Raw genomic sequence first — 19,075 nt, 5'->3', positions numbered from 1 at the left:
AAATAATGTCCTTTTGCGATTTTCACTAATTAATATCATTAATTTTCATTAAAAACTGAACCAAATTTCTTTCGAAATTCATCTTCGGATATTAAAATGCCCTTTGGCTTTTCAATTTGTTTTAACTTCAAATTATCTAAGCTAACTTTAGTAGCTGTAAAATTAATCATAGGACTATTAACTTCTAAAATTAATCCAGGTAATCCGTTATACATTGCGGGTCCAAACGACAGCGGAATTTCTGGAGCATACCAAGCTATTGTTTCAAACTTCGTGTTTTTATTTATTTGTATGGCCTTGTAAGTGATGTAGTTACCAATTTTTTTTGTTTCCTTTGTGAGTTTCCATTCAGGAGTCGTTATTGTCATCAAATAATTTACGCCATCAATTGGGGCTAATGATTTTAATCCATAATTATTTTCTTTATCGAAATAGAATATATTATTATAACCTGCGAAATTAGCGGTAATATTGAAACCTTTCTTTAAATCACTTTCCATTTCTTTAATTCCAGTACAAATAGATTGAAAATCGATAAAAATTAACTCCAATTGTACATTGTATGAATTATTTACCATAGTTAACATATTCTTGTCTAAATCCTTAGCCTCTAAAAATATATCTTTATTAAAACTTGCTATGTATGTAATCTTACCGTTTTTAATTTGAGACCACGAAAACTGATTTAAACCACATAATAGCAGTATTATAAAAAAATTTTTTAACATTGATTATAATTTTTAAAAAATTAAAAATAAACTATGATCGAATAAGATTTTAAAAAATACGAATTATTTGATTTTTTAAAAAAATAAATGGAGGCTGACTTATATTGCATTACAGCCTCCAATTAAATTTAGCCATTCAAACATCCTATATATAGCACTCTGTAAATACTTAGCCAATATTCAAGATGCTCCCCATTAGGGTCTTCACCGGCAGCAGCAGCAAATTGAAGTGTAGTTTCTCTGGCCCATTGAGCACATTGTGAAGGTGAATTTCCATCATCCTCAGCAATAGGTGCCATACTCAACGAACTACTAATTAATAATACACATGTAAATACACTAAAAACTTTACGTTTCATAATTTTTAAAATTTAAACCGCCGTTAGGCTGGTTGATTAATAACTAATTTGTTTTTACAAGTTTAAAAAATTACAAGTGGTACAAGTGAGTTACAAGTGATATAAATGTTACAAGTGTACAAGTAATAAAAATAAACCAACGTTGGTTTGGGTTAAATGCATTTAGGTTTGTTGTTGCCTGTCATTAAACCACTTGTAAAGTTTAATTGCGCTTAACAACATTACAAATTTTTAAAAAAAAAATTTACTCTACCTAATAAAATTTTAAAAATTTTTAGTTAACTTATTAATTGTTAAATTTTTACGCCTCGCACACCGCGTTATTGCTGCAATGTGTGGAAAAACCGTAATGGTTAGAGGTTTTATGGCTAAAACTTTAGCGTTTTGTTAAGAGTTAGTTTGGTATTTATATGTTTGTTAATGGGTTGTGATATTTATTTTTTTACCGCGAAGGCGCAAAGGGCGCAGAGAACTTTACTTGGCGTTTTTAGCGTCTTAGCGATGAATTTTAATGAGTTTAAGGTAATCACTTCTTTTAACCACTAAGGGCACCAAGTTATACACAAAGTTCAAAGAGAACATTACTTTGTGTTCTTAGCGTGTTTGCGGTGAATACTCGAAAAATTGCTAAAATATTTGCATAGACCAATGGGTTTTGAAGGCTATCGGTAACTTTGCCGGTTACTTGGATTTGTTGGGCGTGAGTAAGAGAGAAAAATCCTGCCATAAACGGCAGGATTATAAGCTTTAATTTTAAATATAAGTACCTAATTTTTTTTTGATTCATATTCTATTCAACATGAACTGATTTCCTCATTATTCAACCATTTAAGTTATCTGAATTTAGATTTCTTAATTTTTTAATTCTTCTCTCTAATACTAGCTGAAAGTTTTAAATATTCATCTTTTGTTATATTTTTACCCTTCTTTGGTTTTATTAATTTTTTTTCAACATCAGTGGAATTAAAATTAATATTTGTGATATAAAGAACTGTATTTTTATTTATTACAGCCTCCATGATTAAACCAGGTAATCCACTAAATCCTTTTGGTCCAAAGGGCAATGGAATATCTGGAGTAAACCATACTATAAAGTTGGTAGTTATATTCATTTTTCTTTGATAGTCATATTCCTCTTTGATAGAAGTTGCCTTAAAACAAGTATATCCATCAATTATTTTTGACTCTTTATGAATAATCCAACTTTCATCATTAAGCGGGTAAATTACATTAAAGGTTTCACCGAAAGCTTTCTTTTGAATTAGTTTAAGTTCTTTATTTATATCTATGTAATAAATACCAGAACCACCAAATATTGATGCAACTTTGTATCCAATATCATCATTGATTTGAAGCTTTTCTTTTAAAAAATAAATACTTGAATAAGAATTACAATACAATAGATATTCTAGATTGTCAAAATTCTTATTCATACCATTTAAAACCTCCCTAACTTCACTTATGTTACTTTCCTTAACAACTTTGCCTGAGGATTGAGTTTTTAATTTATAAGTTGCAACTACGTTCAGAGAATTTTGTGAATAGAGAGATAGGTTTAATAAAACAAAAAACAAAAAATTAAAATACTTAACAAAAATCATGTTTTGATAGTTTTAATTACAATAATGATTGTACAATACTGAATAAAGCTCATTATAATCATCAGTATCTAAACAACCTAAACCTCCTTCATCTTCTGGTCGTTCTAGTACCTCAATAATATGAAGAATTGTTTCTTCGCATGTTGGAAAATTTATACTTGCATTAATTGAGCCACTCATAAATAGAAGAACAGCTAATAAACTAAAAACCTTTTGTTTCATAATTCTAAATTTTAAGTAAGCCTTACGGCTTGGTTAGTAAATAACTATTTACAAGGCTTTACAAGGATACAAGGCTTTACAAGGATACAAGGCTTTACAAGGAGATTTTTAAATAAACCGGTACCGGATATTTAGATTAATCTAGGTGTCTAATGCTATAATAAATAGCCTTGTAACTTATTCATTAATAGCAATAGACCTTACAAAGCAAAAAAAAAAAAAACGATTAAAGCAAACTGATTTTTAATTATTTTTCACATAAGTTATTAACTGTTAATTCTTTACGTCTTGCACACCCCGTTATTACTGCATTGTACGGAAAAACCGTAAAGGTTTGAGGTTTTTATCATTAAAATTTAACATTTTATTAAGAGTTTTGTTTGTGTTTAGTTGTTTGTTAATAGGTTGTGGAGCGTCATTTTCTACCTCAAAGATTCTGTGGTGAAATTGTTACACAGAGCATTACAGTATCGTTAAAAAATCTAATCGGTTTAAATCCCTGCCTGTTAGCGGACAGGTGTGACATCTGTTCTAAATGTCTTAGGGTGTAATATGCTAAATATAATTATCTATTTTTTAACCACTAAGGGCACGAAGTTTTACACGAAGATCACTAAGTTGTGTTTTTTAATAAATGTAATTTTTTTACTTTGTGAACTTTGTGCCTTCTTCGCGTGCTTTGTGGTTAAATATCAAAAGTGATGTTTAAATTTTAATCTAAACCAACCTACTCCACAATCCGCATCTTCTTCAATAAAAAGCTGGCATTCATGTTTTGGCAAATGCCTTGTTTTAATTTGTAATCAAAATAGAGGTCGTCGTTTTTAATCTCCGCATCGAAGTAATAATTTTTAACGGCGGTTTGGGTGGCTTCTATTTCACATAAGCTCAAATCGTGGGTGGCGATGATGCCTGTAGCGTTTAAGGTGATCAGTTTTTCAACAAATTTACGAGAGCCAATGGCTTTATCGGTACTGTTGGTGCCTTTTAAAATTTCATCTAAAATCACAAAATGTGGTGTTGTGGCAAGTGTATCAACTACAAACTTTAATCGCGTAAGTTCTGAGAAAAAGTAGGAACTTTCATCGGTTAACGAATCGGTCGTGCGCATACTAGTTATAAGCTTTACTGGGTTATATGTGCTCTTCGCGGCACATACCGGCAATCCTACATTTGCCATAACAATATGCAAACCTATGGTTCTTAAAAACGTGCTTTTGCCCGCCATGTTGGCCCCAGTAACAATAAAGAATTCTTGGTTGTTAATGTTCACATCACTTGGGATGCGTTTATCGCGTTCAATTAAAGGATGTGCCAAAGCCATTGCTGAAATGGCCGGACTATTTGTGCTTATGGTTGGAAATACAGATTCTGGATGGTTGAATGTATAGGTGCCCAAAGTATTATAAGCATCGAAAAAAGAAATGGTACTAAACCATGTTTCAGCTAAGTGACCGTATTTAGAAATCCATTTTTCTATGCGGTAACTTTGCCTTAAATCTACCAGAAAAAACCCATTGGCCAAAAATGCCCATATGATATTGTTCCGATTGTCTAGGTGGTCTATAGATTTTGAAAGCCGCAACAATACAGTTGAGGCTTTGGTTCCATTATCAGTAATTTGTTGTTGTTTTTCGGCTAAAATTGCCGATTTGAAGTTTGCTGTTTCAATTTTATCGAGCAAACTCGCATAGGATTTCAACACGTCTTTGGCTTTACTGCTTAGTGCCGATAACTGATTCACTTTTTTTAAATACAATGCTGAAATTGCCAAGCCAAATAAAAGCCAATAACCTAAAAACATTAAACTTAAGCCTTGTGCCGCCACTACGGCAATTACCACCAGAGAAGCTGCACTGAATAAGGCGGAAAGTTTTAAATGTGTTTTACTAAATTGACTGCGGTAAGTTTGAAGCCATTTTAAAACCTCGGCACTGTTGTGTTCGGTATCAATCATTTTAGCAGTGGCCGTATATTCTTGACGCCAGGCATGTTGTTGAGCTAATTCGTTGATGGCTGCTTGTTTATTTGGAATGTTTTCGATGCTGTTTTCGAGCAAGAGATTCGCAAGCAATGTTTCACCTTCTTGGGTAGCCGTTCGATTGACATATTGAAAAAACGAACCCTTCCCAAAGAGGTCAATATCTAAGCTATAGGGATGTTGAGGATTTAAGTACTGTAAGCCATCGGCTCTGTTTTTATAGGTACCGTTTACGATTTCAATTTCGTCTTGATTGATTTTAAACAATAATTTTACAAATCGCTTTTGATGTTTGAAATCGGTATATCTGGAAAGTAGCCACAAGAAAAGCGCCGTGCCAATTACCAAAATAAACGTAGTTATAAGCCAGTTATGGTTTAAAAAATAAACGCCTGTAATTGTTGCTAAAAAGACTAAAATCCTCAAAACACTTAGCATATTTAATTTAGTAGTTAGTGTTTTAATTTGATTCTGAAACGCGTTTAATCGTTCTTGATAATATGTTAATGCTGGCTGCAAATTTATTTCGAATTTATGGGTGTAAAATAAAAAATCCCAATGACACCTTGGGATTTTTTATGATAAATGATTTTAATGAGCGTATTAGCCTTTAAAACTAGCCGCTAAATATTCTCTATTCATACGTGCGATATTTTCTAGTGAAATTCCTTTTGGACATTCCACTTCGCACGCGCCAGTATTGGTACAGTTACCAAAACCTTCGGCGTCCATTTGTTTCACCATATTTAACACGCGGTCTGTAGCTTCTACTTTTCCTTGCGGTAGCAACGCATATTGCGAAACTTTAGCCGACACAAATAGCATGGCGCTAGAGTTTTTACAACTCGCTACACAAGCACCACAACCAATACAAGTTGCGGCATCAAATGCTTTGTCGGCATCGTGTTTGTCTATAGGAATTGCGTTGGCATCGATGGTGTTTCCAGAGGTATTAACTGAAATAAATCCACCAGCTTGCTGAATACGATCGAAAGACGAACGGTCAACAATCAAGTCTTTAATTACTGGAAACGCAGTTGCGCGCCATGGTTCAATATGTATGGTATCGCCGTCCTTAAAGCTTCGCATGTGCAATTGGCAAACGGTGATTCTAGAATCTGGGCCGTGTGCTCTACCGTTCACGAACATGGAACAACTTCCGCAAATTCCCTCGCGACAATCATGATCGAAAGCAACCGGCTCTTGTCCTTTTTCAATTAAATCTTGGTTAAGTACATCTAACATTTCAAGAAATGACATATCTGGCGATACCTCTTTTATATCATACGTAACCATTTTTCCTTTTTCATTGGCGTTTTTTTGACGCCAGATTTTCAACGTAAGTTTCATATCTAGTGTGCTATTTTTTTATTCGTTATTAAAATTCATAGTGGCTGTAAGCCGCTTTATTTTTGAATATTTATTATCTTTTATGTTGTTATAGGCATTCATGGCCTTCTCTATATTTTCAATTTTTTCTTCTGATCTATTTTGATCAACAACATTAGCATTTATATGCTTATTTATAACTTTTTGAACGCGTTTCACGTGTTTTTGATTGTCAGGAGAATAAGGCTCTACGCCAACCGCAGCAATGAAAACACCTATTTTAGATCTTAAATCTATGACATAAGTTTTACCAGCTTCTAAAGTTGCCTCAACATAATCTCTGTTTTCCGATGCTGCCCAAAACAAATGCTCACCAGGATCACATTCATAAGTAAAATAAGCTCTTGGTGGTAATGCCCCAAGAAAAATTTCTTTATCGTATACTCTAAAATTAAGCCCATCACCAGTGTTACTTCTCATGATATATACCAAAGCCTTGCCTTCTGAAGGCTTTTTCAAGACTTGAGCTTGGGAAATAGTTGAAAACAAAAGCGCTACTAAAAGTAAAGTTATTTTTTTCATACTTATTTATAGCTTCTTTCTTTTACTTCTATATTTTCGTAAACTAAGTCTTCTTTATGGTGTATCGCTTGGCTAGGTTGGCCTTTGTATTCCCAAGCGGACACATACTGATACTCTGGTCTTCTTAAGGCTTCTCCATTTTCTGTTTGGTGTTCTTCTCTAAAATGTCCACCACAAGACTCTTCTCTTTCTAAAGCGTCTTTGGCGAATAGTTCACCTAATTCTAAGAAATCGGCTACACGACCAGCTTTCGCTAATTCTTCGTTATATTCATTTTCGGCTCCTGGTACAAAAACGTCCTTCCAGAATTCTTCTCTTACTTGTTTAATTTCTTCAATCGCTTCTTGTAAATGCTCTCTATTGCGCGCCATACCGCATTTGTTCCACATGATTTTACCTAATTTCTTATGGAAATAATCTACAGACTTCGTGCCTTTGTTGTTAATTAATTTATTGAGGTTTTCGCCAACATAGGTTTCTGATGCCTCAAATTCTGGCGAATCTGTTGGAATTTTTCCTGTTCTAATATCATTAGCTAAATAATCTCCAATGGTATAAGGCAATACAAAATAACCATCTGCCAAACCTTGCATTAAGGCAGAAGCGCCCAAACGGTTTGCGCCATGATCGGAGAAGTTAGCTTCACCAATGGCATACAAGCCAGGAACAGTGGTCATCAAATTATAATCTACCCAAAGTCCGCCCATGGTGTAATGCACCGCAGGGTAAATCATCATTGGTGTTTCGTATGGGTTTTGGTCTACAATTTTTTCATACATCTGGAATAAGTTCCCATATTTACTCGCAACGACCTCTTTTCCTAGTTTGGTAACTAAGGTTAAATCGTTTTCATCTAACCCTTTAACGTGGGCTTGTTCTTTTCCGTAACGTTGAATTGCCGCGGCAAAATCTAAAAATACAGCTTCGCCTGTTTTATTCACGCCAAAACCAGAATCGCAACGTTCTTTCGCTGCTCTTGAGGCCACGTCTCTTGGCACTAAATTTCCAAAAGCAGGATATCTTCTTTCTAGATAATAATCTCTTTTATCTTCTGGTAAATCGACTGGTTTTAATTTGCCTTCTCTAATTGCTTTTGCATCTTCCATATTCTTAGGGACCCAAATACGACCATCGTTTCTCAAAGATTCAGACATCAACGTTAATTTAGACTGGTGATCGCCAGAAACTGGAATACAAGTTGGGTGAATTTGCGTAAAGCAAGGATTGGCAAAAAAGGCACCTCGTTTATGAGCTTTCCAAGCAGCCGTTACATTGCTTCCCATGGCATAAGTAGACAAGTAGAATAAGTTACCATAGCCACCTGTTCCTAATACAATGGCATGTGCTGAATGACGTTCAATTTCACCGGTTACTAAATTTCTAGCAATGATGCCACGTGCTTTTCCATCTACAATAACCACATCTAGCATTTCGTGGCGTGCATACATTTTAATTTTACCACGACCAATTTGACGGTTCATGGCAGAGTAAGCGCCTAATAATAATTGCTGACCCGTTTGTCCTTTGGCATAGAAAGTTCTTGAAACCAATACACCTCCAAACGAACGGTTGTCTAGCAAGCCGCCGTATTCTCTTGCAAAAGGAACTCCTTGAGCCACACATTGGTCAATAATATTGGTAGACACCTCAGCCAAACGATGTACGTTTGATTCGCGTGAACGGTAGTCGCCACCCTTAACGGTATCATAAAATAATCGGTAAGTTGAATCGCCGTCGCCTTGATAGTTTTTAGCGGCATTAATGCCACCTTGTGCTGCAATGGAATGCGCACGTCTAGCAGAATCTTGAAAGCAAAATGCTTTTACGTTATATCCTAGCTCTGCCAAGGTTGCCGCAGCTGAACCGCCAGCCAAACCAGTTCCAACGACTATGATATCGATGTTACGCTTATTAGCCGGGCTTACAAGGTTGATATTGCTTTTATGATTTTTCCACTTTTCAGCAAGTGGTCCTTCAGGTACTTTTGAATCTAATATTGACATAATGCTGTTTTTAATGATTAAAATGGTGGAAAAGTGCAATGAAAATAAATCCAAGTGGAATTCCTATGGCGTATAATTTTCCGAAGCCTTTTAAACCTCTTGTATATTTGTTATTGGCTCCAACCGACTGAAAGGCCGAATTAAATCCGTGAACTAAATGCATAGACAATAAAATAAAAGCTATGCTGTATGCCGCTGTTCTTATAGGGCTTTCAAATTTGTGAACCAATTCTTCGTAATAGCGATAGCCTTCACCATCGGATAATAAGCCACTCATATCACCTTGAATGTATTTGGTATTGATTTCAGGAATCCAAAAATCGATAAAATGCAGTACCATAAAGGCTAAAATTACCAATCCGCTTAACAACATATTTCTTGAAACCCATGTTGAATTATCGTTTCCGTTGTTAACGGCATATTTTACTGGTCTTGCTTTGTTGTTTCTATATTCCAAAACAAATCCCATGACAAAGTGAAAAATAACTCCAAAAATTAAAACTGGCTGTAAAGCGTACTGAACCAACGGATTTGTCCCCATGAAATGCGAAATTTCATTAAAGGTTTGTGAACTAAAGGTTGAAGTAATATTTATCGCAAAATGTTGAAGTAAAAACACCATTAGAAAAAAGGCAGAAATTGCCATGGCGAATTTTCTACCTACTGTTGAATTCAAAATTCCACTCATCGGGTTCTATTATTTAATTATTTGTTGACAAAGATACGTCTCAAAGTAATTTTTTACAATAAGACTTTATTTTTATTATTTATTTATAATTGATAAAAACAATGCGGATTAGAGAAACATAGCCTTGCTTTAGATTATTTCACCTCCAAGCTTGTTTTTGAATCGCCTATTTGTATGCTGTACATTCCTTGTGACAGATAAAGAGTTGCGTTAGCAGCAGGTTTTAATTCTAATTTTTCAGCATTTTGACCAACGGATAAATTATAAGTCCAATAATTAAATCCTTTAGCTGCGTCAAAAGTTTCTGTTTTTAAAATAGTGCCATCTTCAGCCATTACTGAAATACTTTTGATTTCCTTGGTATTACTAAAAAATCCCACCTTTATTTTGGGTTCAAATGCATTAGACCAAGCATGGCGCTTGCTGCCCCAACGTGGGGAAAACCGTACAGGGTCCAGTTCGAAAATTGTGGTTGATGTACTTAAAAAATTGCTGTTGTACTTTTGAATTGGCGCTATATCGGCTTTGTAAATACTGCGACCGTGCGTTCCTAAAAGTAAGTGTTTTGCTTCTGGTTGTATCACCAAATCGTGCACAGCTACTTTAGGGATACCTTTAGAAAAAAGCTCCCAACTTTCGCCAAGGTTCAAAGACACATAGGCGGCATTATCGGTTCCTAAATAAAGTATATCGGCATTTACTGGGTCTTCCTTTATCACGTTAACTGGTGATGTTGCAATGTTGCTCGAGATTGATTTCCAAGTTATGCCATAATCATCGCTTATATAAACATAGGTTTTAAAATCATCCCAGCGGTAACCGTTCAAAGTTACAAATACGCGTTCTTTTTTATGTTGAGAGGCAATAACGCGACTCACCCATAAATCCTTAGGTAAGTTTTTTGTGATTAAATCCCATGAGCTTCCTGAGTTTTTGGTAATATAAACCAATCCATCATCGCTACCTGTATAAATGAGTCCAAATTGAAACGGACTTTCGCTGATACTTGTGATGGTGCCATAGGCCACATTTCCTTTTTGTCCACCTTTTGTTAAATCGGGGCTTATAGCTTCCCAGTTGTTACCTTGATTCATGGAACGCATTAATTTATTGCCACCGAAATACAGAATATCTTGATTGTGTTTTGACAACAGAATTGGGGTTTGCCAGTTAAATCGATAAGGATTCTCGCCCAATTCATGTTTAGGTTGAATGTAAGTTTGTGTGCCTTTATCACGATCTAATCTGAAATAGTTTCCAAACTGAAATCCAGTATAAACTATTGATGGATTTCTTTCATCAATTTGAACCTGCATTCCATCACCACCCATAATCGATTTCCAAGGATACTCGCCTGTTTGTTGCCATCTAAAATCATTTCTTGCATTATGTGGTCCAACCCAAACACCATTGTCTTGTAAACCTCCATAAACTTGATATGGTTTTTGATTGTCAACATTTATATAATAATATTGACCAACAGCTTCTGAATTGTTTTTAATCCAATTCTTACCGTCATCATAAGTTATATTAACGCCGCCATCGTTACCGTTTATGATATGATTTGGATTTTTAGGATTTATCCAAAGCGCATGATGATCGACATGCACATTTTCCGCATCCATGCTTTCAAAAGACTTACCGCCATCTTTAGATTTTAAAATGGGAACTCCATATATATAAATATGATCTTGATTGGCTGGAGACACGTAAATATGACCAAAGTAATAACCATAACTATAATAAATACCATCTAAATAATCAGTGTGTGTTTTGCGCCAAGTTTTTCCACCATCGGTACTTTTGTAAACTTCGGCACCAATAACTTCGGTATCAAATAACAATGAGTTGGCGTCTTCTAGATATTTAGATAAATCAATCGGTTTGACGTTACCATTTCTAACCAAATGTTTTACATTTTCGGCGCGGTATTTTTCTTGAAAACCATTCGATTTTAAATAATTATTTAGTCGCTTATCGTCGAGGTTCAAAAATGCTTCTACGGATATTGTTTTAAAATCTTCTTTGGTTAGTTCGTCATTTTCCTTTTGTGCTACAACTGAAGGCCTGCGAAATTGATTGTCGTGAATTGTATAAATTACATCGTCATTATAAACCGCTAAGCCTATTCTTCCGACACCGTTACCGGTTGGAAATCCACTTTCGGGTGTCGAGATTTTAAACCAAGTATTTCCTGCATCGGTACTTTTAAAAATAGCCGAATTATTGCCACTGCCCTCAAAATTCCATGCCTTGCGGTCTTTTGTCCAAGCCGTTGCGAACATGACATTAAAATTATCTGGACTATGTTGCATATCAATGATGCCGCTAAGATCATCGACAAACAAGGTTTGTTTCCAGTTGTTTCCGCCGTCGGAGGTTTTATAAATTCCGCGTTCTTTGTTAGGTGAGTATAAATGGCCCGTAACGCCAACAACCACTTCATTTACATCGCTTGGATTAATAAGAATGCGGCCTATATGATGCGAATCTGCCAATCCCATAAATTCCCAATTTTCTCCATTATCTGTCGATTTTAAAAGCCCGATACCTGCATACGATGATCGAGAGGCATTATTTTCTCCTGTGCCGACCCATATTGTTCTGCTTGGCCAATGCACAGCGATATCGCCGACATTTTGGGTATTGCTATTGTCTAATATTGGTGTGAAACTGGTGCCGTTATTAGTGGTATGCCAAAGACCTCCTGAGGCATATGCCACGTAGAATTCCGAAGGATTATTGGGATTTACAGCCAAATCTGTAACGCGACCACTCATTATGGTTGGGCCTATATTTTTAAATTCAACTTGTTTTACTAAAGAATTGTTTTGTAAATCTTCGAGAGATTTTAAGGCATTTACAAGGTCTTTTGCATCTGTTGGTGCTGGTTGAGAAAAGTGAAAATTTAGAAGTAAAAAGTTTAAAAAGAGGAATAATAAAATGCGTTTCATGTGGGATGGTTTTTAATAGCATGAAAATACGCATTTCTTTGTGTAGGCCAAAACTAAGGTAAGGTTAAAAAAAGCTGCCTTTAAAAAATTAGCTCATTTATTATATAAATAAGTCAGAAATTATTCTATCAATAATTTTTTTACAGTTTTTGTAGACCCTCTGTTTAGTTCAACAAAGTACATGCCACTGCTGAAATTCGAAACAAACAATTGAATATTGTTGCTTAATTGTTCTTTTTTAACAGTATGCTTTAATACTAATTTACCGCTTAAATCATAAATTTGGATATTATTCAGAGTAATACCGCTACGCAATGTAATATTGAGAACATCTTTGGTTGGATTGGGAAACAAGTAAATACTTTCAGCCACGAATTCATCTGAAACACTTAAAAAACAACTGGAGCTGGTATTTGTCATAACTTCCAATCCACAAACAGGATTAGAAGTGCTTCGGCTTTGAACGTCATTTGCTCCTGCAATATCTTCATCAGACAAGATTCTATTTGCAGATCCTGGTCCAGCAGACCAAAACATAATTTTACTATTATCGATAACGTGGCCTAGTTGATGTGCATGCCCAAGTTCATGAACAGAAACTGACTCAAAGTCAATTTGACCCGGAGATGGAAATCCTGGACCAAAATTCCAATTAATTCCATCATTATAGACAATATCGAGCTCTGCAACAAACCAATTTACGTCAGGGCCCTGGGCACAACCATTCCAATAAGACGAGGTTCTACCTAAAACACCAGCTGGCAGTTCGGCACCAACGTCGAAGCGCACAATATTAATATTATCGAATTCAGCTACGTCAACGGCCGTAGAGCTACCTAAAATCCAATTTATACCAGTTTCACAAACCCAGGTATCGAATGATCTGATAAATGAGTCTCTCGCGGGAACGTTATTATTGAAATTATTGTTCATTTGCCAGGTCATTCCCCCAATAAAATTCTCGTCAACATGTTGTGTTTGATACGCCCTAGGTACGCCTGTAAAATCAGAAACCACATTAAGTTGGGCATAATCTATCGTTAATACCGATGTAAATACCGGACCAATAAACGTATCGATTCTTACCTGACCGGTTCCTGCACGAGAAGGAATTTCCACTTGTATTTGTGTGTCTGTCCAACTAATTACCTGAGATTCTAAAGTTTCAAAATAAGTTGCGCCACCATTGTTAGCATCTGGAAATGATATGGTACCGGTTAATCCGGCAGGTGCAAAACCTACGCCATTAATAGTTAATATTGAACCCGTTCCCGCTGCAGATACTGTTGGTGAAATGCTTGAAACGTTATTAATTCCTCTGTTTTGATTTAAAACGTCCAATTGCTCGTTGACGTCAAAATTGGTAATTTTTACAGGTGCGGTTTGCGTTTGATGAATAATGTTTTGATAAAAATTATCATCAATACCAAATATTTGATTAAACGGATTAACAGCAGAATTGTTAGAATAGTTATATTTATAAAATCCTTGTGTGTCGCTAAAAGCAGCATACACAGGCGTATTTGTTTCGCTTCTTTGCAGGTTTAGATCCGCAGTTTGCAACATAAACAAACCTTCGTCGTTTGGTACCAGTTCTAAAGAAGGAATGACCATTTCAGCTGTTAAGCCAACTGTACCTCCAGGTGTAATAATTTCAACCTGTGAGGCGCTATTTCCTTTAAAAAATTTGTGTACCTCAACAGTATTAACGGTAAATATGTTGGTTTGTTGAGAATTCCAATATGAGACTTTTGACACTACTTTGCCCTCAATAATTACATGGGAGTTTTCAATTTGTTCCTGCATCGAAACTTCGTATAATAGTTCTTGGGCAAACGCCAATGAAAATGACATAACTATTATCGAAAAAAAAGTAGACTTTAATAAATTCATGATATTATATCAAATATAAGTTGTCAAATATAAAGAATAGTGTAATTATAGGTAACATCCTTACATTTGTATACCAATAAAACTTTTTTTATCATGAAATATTCTCAAATAAACAACTCACTTTTTATAGAAAACCGCCAAAATTTTGCTTCTCAAATGAAGCCTAAAAGCTTGGCTATTTTTAATTCTAACGATATTTACCCTATTGGTGCTGACAGCACCATGCCTTTTCAACAGCATCGCGATATTTTTTACTTGAGTGGTGTGGATCAAGAGGAAAGTGTACTGGTTATATTTCCTGATAGTCCAAAAGAAAAACATCGAGAAATTTTATTCCTTAAAGAAACCAATGCGCATATTGCGGTTTGGGAAGGTGAAAAACTCACTAAAGAAAAAGCCTTTGAGACTTCGGGCGTAACAACAGTGTATTGGCTTCAAGATTTAGAAAAAATTCTTTTTGAATTAATGACCCAAAGCGAAACGGTATATATCAATACCAATGAACACTACAGAGCTAATGTAGAAACCGAAACCCGAGAGGATCGCTTTACCAAATGGTTAAAAAACAAATATCCCGCACATCAAGTTGCAAAAAGTAATCCCATTTTACAGAAATTAAGATCCGTAAAAGATGCCATAGAAATTGATCTGATGCAACAAGCCTGTGATATTACCGAAAAAGGTTTCCGACGGATTTTAAATTTTGTAAAACCCAATGTTTGGGAATACGAAATTGAAGCCGAATTTATGCACGAATTTTTGCGCAATCGCTCCAAAGGGTTTGCTTATACTCCTATTATTGCATCGGGCAATAATGCCAATGTATTGCATTACATTCAAAACAACAATCAATGCAAAAAAGGTGATTTAATATTACTTGATGTGGGTGCTGAATATGCCAATTACAGCTCGGATATGACTAGAACAATTCCGGTTTCCGGCAAATTTACTAAGCGCCAAAAAGAAGTATACAATGCTGTAAATAGAGTGAAAAATGAAGCTAGTAAACTTTTGATTCCTGGAGCCTATTGGGAATCTTATCATGTTGAAGTAGGGAAATTAATGACTTCCGAATTACTTGGATTGGGTTTGCTTGATAAAGCTGATGTACAAAATGAAAATCCCGATTGGCCAGCTTACAAAAAATATTTTATGCACGGCACGAGCCATCATATTGGCTTAGATACCCATGACTATGGATTGTTACATTCACCAATCGAGCCCAATATGGTGTTTACTGTAGAACCAGGAATTTATATCCCTGAGGAAGGATTTGGGATACGATTAGAAGACGACTTGGTTGTACAGCCGTCGGGTGAACCATTAAACCTTATGAGAAACATTCCAATTGAAGTTGACGAAATTGAAGACATCATGAACTCTTAATCAATTTTACAGTGATTTCTGAATTCATTAATTACAAAGGCATTTCTATTCATTATAAAGAAAGAGGAAAAGGACGTGCTTTGGTTTTTTTGCATGGATTTCTAGAAAATCTTGAAATGTGGGAAACACTCATATCAACAATAAAACCTTCATACAGAATTATATGTATAGATTTACTGGGGCACGGTAAAACCGATTCGTTAGCTTATGTGCATACTATGGACGACATGGCTGAAGCCGTTAAGGCGGTTTTAGATCATCTTAAATTGCGACGTTATGTGGTTTTTGGCCATTCAATGGGTGGTTATGTAAGCTTGGCTTTGGCCAACAAGTTCCCTAAAAGTATTATTGGTCTTGGATTGCTTAATTCAACAACATCGGCAGATTCAGAAGAAAAGAAACAAAATAGGACCAGAGCTATTACTGCAGTTAAAAAACACAGAACATCATTTATAGCGGAATCCATTAAACAGTTATTTTGGATTGAAAACCATAAAAAATTGGAACCATCAATTAATAAAATTCAAAATCAAGCACTTAATACCGGTGTTCAAGGAATTATCGCGGCGCTAGAAGGCATGAAAGTAAGAAGCGATTTAAAACATGTGATTGCAGATGGTAAAATAAAAACCCTTATTGTAACAGGAACTTATGACACGGTTATTGATCAAAAACACCTTTCAGTATTAAAACCATATTTAAATGGCGAATTTCATGAACTTGAGGGTGGACACATGAGTCATGTAGAAAATATTAAAGAATTTTCTTACATAATTAGTTCTTTCGTCGAAAAGTTATAGCTTTTAGACGTTTAATTGTGAATGTTTTCCTAAATTTAAGCATTCTTAAAATCCACGGACATGAAAAAACCTACTACTCAGCAAAGCGCCTTAAAGTTTGTTTGTGAACTTATTGGCCATAGATATGAGGTAAGCAAAAATGTAACATCTCATGTTAAAGAGTACACTTGCAAGTGTTGTAACCATCAACTAACAACCGATAGCAAAGGAAATTTAACAGCTTTAACGCCCAAATATCAAGAGATCAATCGTGTTTTAGAACGTGTTTACAATAGTAAAAGACTGCGCTTGAAGGAAAAATCGTTCACTTCATCGATTTATGAGTTGAGAAATATTGCATAACATTTGTATTTCATATCTTTAAAGACCTCTATTAATAGCAATTTTAAAGAAATGAAACATCTCAACTGTGCACTGTACGGCCACAAATTAGTTATTACCAAACACGTCACTAATCATGTTAAAGAGTATAAGTGTAAAAACTGCAGTCAGCAAGCAACCACTTCAAGTAATGGTAAAATAATTCTGCTCAACGATAAACGCAAAGAGATCAATCAAACTTTAGAGCGTATCCATCAAATTAGAAAGTCAAAAAAAGTATCTTTAAGTAGCTAATCTAAAACGATTTCCAACCTCTGGCAATTAATTCAATTTTTGTTTCAGCTCTAGTAATTAAATTCATCCCTGCAGCTGCTTCTGTAATAAAACCAATAACTGTTAAGTTAGGATTACCTTTAATTTTATCGTAATCTTGTTGCGACACTGTCATTAAAAGTTCGTAATCTTCGCCTCCACTTAAGGCGATTGTTGTGCTATCTAAATCAAATTCTTCACAAACTGAGATAACTTGCGGGTCTAAAGGAATTTTGTTTTCATATAATTCAACTCCGACCTCGCTTTGTTTACACAAATGAATGATTTCAGAAGATAGTCCATCACTGATATCAATCATAGATGTTGGTTTTACTTTAAGATTCTTCAATAATTCCACAATATCCTTTCTAGCTTCAGGCTTTAACTGCCTTTCGATAATGTAAGAATACATGGATAAATCTGGCTGGTTATTTGGATTGACTTTAAAAACCTCTTTTTCGCGTTCTAAAACTTGCAAACCCATATAAGCACCCCCGATATCGCCTGTAACTACCAACAAATCATTAGGTTTAGCGCCGTTTCGATAAACTATATTTTCTGACTTTATCATACCAATAGCAGTAACAGAAATAACCAATCCTGTTACAGAACTCGTGGTATCACCACCTACCAAGTCCACATCATAAATATCACATGCCGTTTTGATTCCAGCGTAGAAATCTTCTAAAGCTTCCACAGAAAATCTATTAGAAACAGCAATAGAAACTGTTACTTGTGTAGGTATAGCATTCATTGCGCAAACATCAGACAGATTTACGACAACAGCCTTATAACCAAGATGTTTTAGAGGCATATAGCTCAAATCAAAATGAACTCCTTCAATCAATATGTCCGTAGTCAAAACAACTTGTTCATTGCATGGATCAATTACGGCAGCATCGTCTCCTACTCCTTTAATGGAAGTATTTCGCTTATTTAAAAAGTTCCTAGTTAAGTGGTTAATAAGTGTAAACTCTCCCAGTTCACTTAATGGCGTTCTTGTATTGTTTGTATCTTCTGTCATAGTGCAAAAATAACCACTTTAAAATTATTCTGTTAGCTTAGGTTCATTAAAACTACAATGCAAAAATATTAATTTTTTAAGCACTTCGTCGAAAATATTGGTATTTCAACCCGTAATAAGTATTGTTTTTGTACTTTTCCCATCCCTAAATCTAACATAACCTATGAAACTAACGTCACACAACAGTGCGCCGTGTGCTATTTTTGGCCATAATTTTTTCAAGGTCAAAAACAATGCATCAAAACCTGCAATTATTTGCAGTTGCTGCGGTCATAAAACATCAGAAGAATTCTACACTAATTTAAATGATAACTTTGCTTCAAATTTTACAATACAAATATTGTTGAGGCATTTATTCATTTTAAAACGAAAACCCACGCCACACTCAATATCATCATAGTACCACGCTAATGTTTTAATTTTATATGCTTTTACAAATCTGTTAAAGCATAACTTTTTCTTATTTCGATATATGCTAATTTAATGTTACATCGTGTGGGAAAGGCACCTATATATTGTATATTTGCATATTATTTAGAACTAATCTATTTTAAATTTATGATTAAAGTTTCTGAAATAGCAAAACGCAAGGTTATAGAACTTATGCAGGAAGACGGTTTTAATCCGCTAACTGATTTTGTAAGAGTTGGTGTTAAAAGCGGCGGATGCTCTGGCTTGTCTTATGATTTAAAATTTGACAATAAGTCTCAAGAAGAAGATAAGCTTTTTGAAGATAATGGCGTTCGCATTATTGTAGATAAGAAAAGTTTCCTCTACTTGATTGGCACCACGCTCGAATATTCCGGTGGTTTAAATGGCTCTGGATTTGTATTTAACAATCCAAACGCCAACCGTACATGTGGATGCGGCGAATCTTTCTCCTTATAAAATT

The 19,075-nt window shown here is 35.0% G+C and carries 17 protein-coding genes; 5 read left to right on the top strand and 12 right to left on the bottom strand.

What is annotated here, in order from left to right; translation table 11 throughout:
• Nucleotides 1-38: 38 nt before the first annotated feature.
• The 11 genes from V7Z48_RS03630 to V7Z48_RS03580 all read right to left on the bottom strand — a co-directional run bounded on the left by V7Z48_RS03630 (nucleotide 39) and on the right by V7Z48_RS03580 (nucleotide 14,301).
• The gene (locus tag V7Z48_RS03630; protein WP_334112032.1) at nucleotides 39-728 is read right to left on the bottom strand and encodes a GLPGLI family protein; all 690 of its coding nucleotides are present in this window, start codon (nucleotides 726-728) and stop codon (nucleotides 39-41) included.
• 128 nt (nucleotides 729-856) lie between these two features.
• Nucleotides 857-1,087, bottom strand: a complete 231-nt coding sequence (locus tag V7Z48_RS03625) for a hypothetical protein (RefSeq protein ID WP_334112031.1) — start codon at nucleotides 1,085-1,087, stop codon at nucleotides 857-859.
• Between the two features lie 860 nt (nucleotides 1,088-1,947).
• Nucleotides 1,948-2,688, bottom strand: coding sequence for a GLPGLI family protein (locus V7Z48_RS03620; protein WP_334112030.1), 741 nt, complete (start codon nucleotides 2,686-2,688; stop codon nucleotides 1,948-1,950).
• Nucleotides 2,689-2,700: 12 nt separating this feature from the next.
• Nucleotides 2,701-2,910 (bottom strand): hypothetical protein, encoded by a 210-nt coding sequence (locus V7Z48_RS03615; RefSeq protein WP_334112029.1) that lies wholly within the window; start codon nucleotides 2,908-2,910, stop codon nucleotides 2,701-2,703.
• Between the two features lie 727 nt (nucleotides 2,911-3,637).
• Nucleotides 3,638-5,410, bottom strand: a complete 1,773-nt coding sequence (locus V7Z48_RS03610) for a MutS-related protein (RefSeq protein ID WP_334112028.1) — start codon at nucleotides 5,408-5,410, stop codon at nucleotides 3,638-3,640.
• An 84-nt stretch (nucleotides 5,411-5,494) separates the two neighbouring features.
• Nucleotides 5,495-6,241, bottom strand: coding sequence for a succinate dehydrogenase/fumarate reductase iron-sulfur subunit (locus V7Z48_RS03605; RefSeq protein WP_334112027.1), 747 nt, complete (start codon nucleotides 6,239-6,241; stop codon nucleotides 5,495-5,497).
• Between the two features lie 18 nt (nucleotides 6,242-6,259).
• On the bottom strand, nucleotides 6,260-6,802 hold the full coding sequence (locus V7Z48_RS03600; protein ID WP_334112026.1) for a hypothetical protein: 543 nt from the start codon (nucleotides 6,800-6,802) through the stop codon (nucleotides 6,260-6,262).
• Between the two features lie 2 nt (nucleotides 6,803-6,804).
• Entirely contained in the window at nucleotides 6,805-8,805 is a 2,001-nt protein-coding gene (locus V7Z48_RS03595; protein WP_334112025.1) for a fumarate reductase/succinate dehydrogenase flavoprotein subunit, read from the bottom strand.
• A gap of 10 nt (nucleotides 8,806-8,815) precedes the next feature.
• Nucleotides 8,816-9,493, bottom strand: a complete 678-nt coding sequence (locus V7Z48_RS03590; protein ID WP_334112024.1) for a succinate dehydrogenase cytochrome b subunit — start codon at nucleotides 9,491-9,493, stop codon at nucleotides 8,816-8,818.
• A 134-nt stretch (nucleotides 9,494-9,627) separates the two neighbouring features.
• Entirely contained in the window at nucleotides 9,628-12,447 is a 2,820-nt protein-coding gene (locus tag V7Z48_RS03585) for a WD40/YVTN/BNR-like repeat-containing protein (RefSeq protein WP_334112023.1), read from the bottom strand.
• Between the two features lie 120 nt (nucleotides 12,448-12,567).
• Entirely contained in the window at nucleotides 12,568-14,301 is a 1,734-nt protein-coding gene (locus tag V7Z48_RS03580; protein WP_334112022.1) for a T9SS type A sorting domain-containing protein, read from the bottom strand.
• Nucleotides 14,302-14,433: 132 nt separating this feature from the next.
• Between V7Z48_RS03580 and V7Z48_RS03575 the strand changes: the two genes are divergently transcribed.
• From V7Z48_RS03575 to V7Z48_RS03560, 4 genes are read left to right on the top strand one after another with little or no spacing between them, the layout of a single operon-like run.
• Nucleotides 14,434-15,726 carry an aminopeptidase P family protein gene (locus tag V7Z48_RS03575; RefSeq protein WP_334112021.1) on the top strand — a complete coding sequence of 431 codons (1,293 nt, stop codon included), beginning with the start codon at nucleotides 14,434-14,436 and terminating at the stop codon, nucleotides 15,724-15,726.
• An 11-nt stretch (nucleotides 15,727-15,737) separates the two neighbouring features.
• Nucleotides 15,738-16,526 (top strand): alpha/beta fold hydrolase, encoded by a 789-nt coding sequence (locus V7Z48_RS03570; protein WP_334112020.1) that lies wholly within the window; start codon nucleotides 15,738-15,740, stop codon nucleotides 16,524-16,526.
• Nucleotides 16,527-16,586: 60 nt separating this feature from the next.
• Complete coding sequence (locus tag V7Z48_RS03565) at nucleotides 16,587-16,868, top strand: hypothetical protein (RefSeq protein WP_334112019.1); 282 nt, start codon at nucleotides 16,587-16,589, stop codon at nucleotides 16,866-16,868.
• A gap of 51 nt (nucleotides 16,869-16,919) precedes the next feature.
• Nucleotides 16,920-17,141, top strand: coding sequence for a hypothetical protein (locus V7Z48_RS03560; protein ID WP_334112018.1), 222 nt, complete (start codon nucleotides 16,920-16,922; stop codon nucleotides 17,139-17,141).
• A gap of 1 nt (nucleotide 17,142) precedes the next feature.
• On the opposite strand, the gene thiL is transcribed toward V7Z48_RS03560, so the two are convergent.
• Nucleotides 17,143-18,183, bottom strand: coding sequence for a thiamine-phosphate kinase (gene thiL, locus V7Z48_RS03555; RefSeq protein ID WP_334112017.1), 1,041 nt, complete (start codon nucleotides 18,181-18,183; stop codon nucleotides 17,143-17,145).
• Between the two features lie 558 nt (nucleotides 18,184-18,741).
• Here thiL and V7Z48_RS03550 point away from each other — a divergent pair.
• Nucleotides 18,742-19,071 (top strand): HesB/IscA family protein, encoded by a 330-nt coding sequence (locus V7Z48_RS03550; protein WP_334112016.1) that lies wholly within the window; start codon nucleotides 18,742-18,744, stop codon nucleotides 19,069-19,071.
• The last annotated feature ends 4 nt before the right edge of the window (nucleotides 19,072-19,075 follow it).

Source organism: Paucihalobacter sp., assembly GCF_036825875.1.
In the GTDB taxonomy this organism is placed as follows: Bacteria; Bacteroidota; Bacteroidia; order Flavobacteriales; family Flavobacteriaceae; genus Paucihalobacter.
The sequence above is the reverse complement of the archived record's forward strand: the minus strand, read 5'-3'. Positions and strand labels throughout refer to the sequence as shown.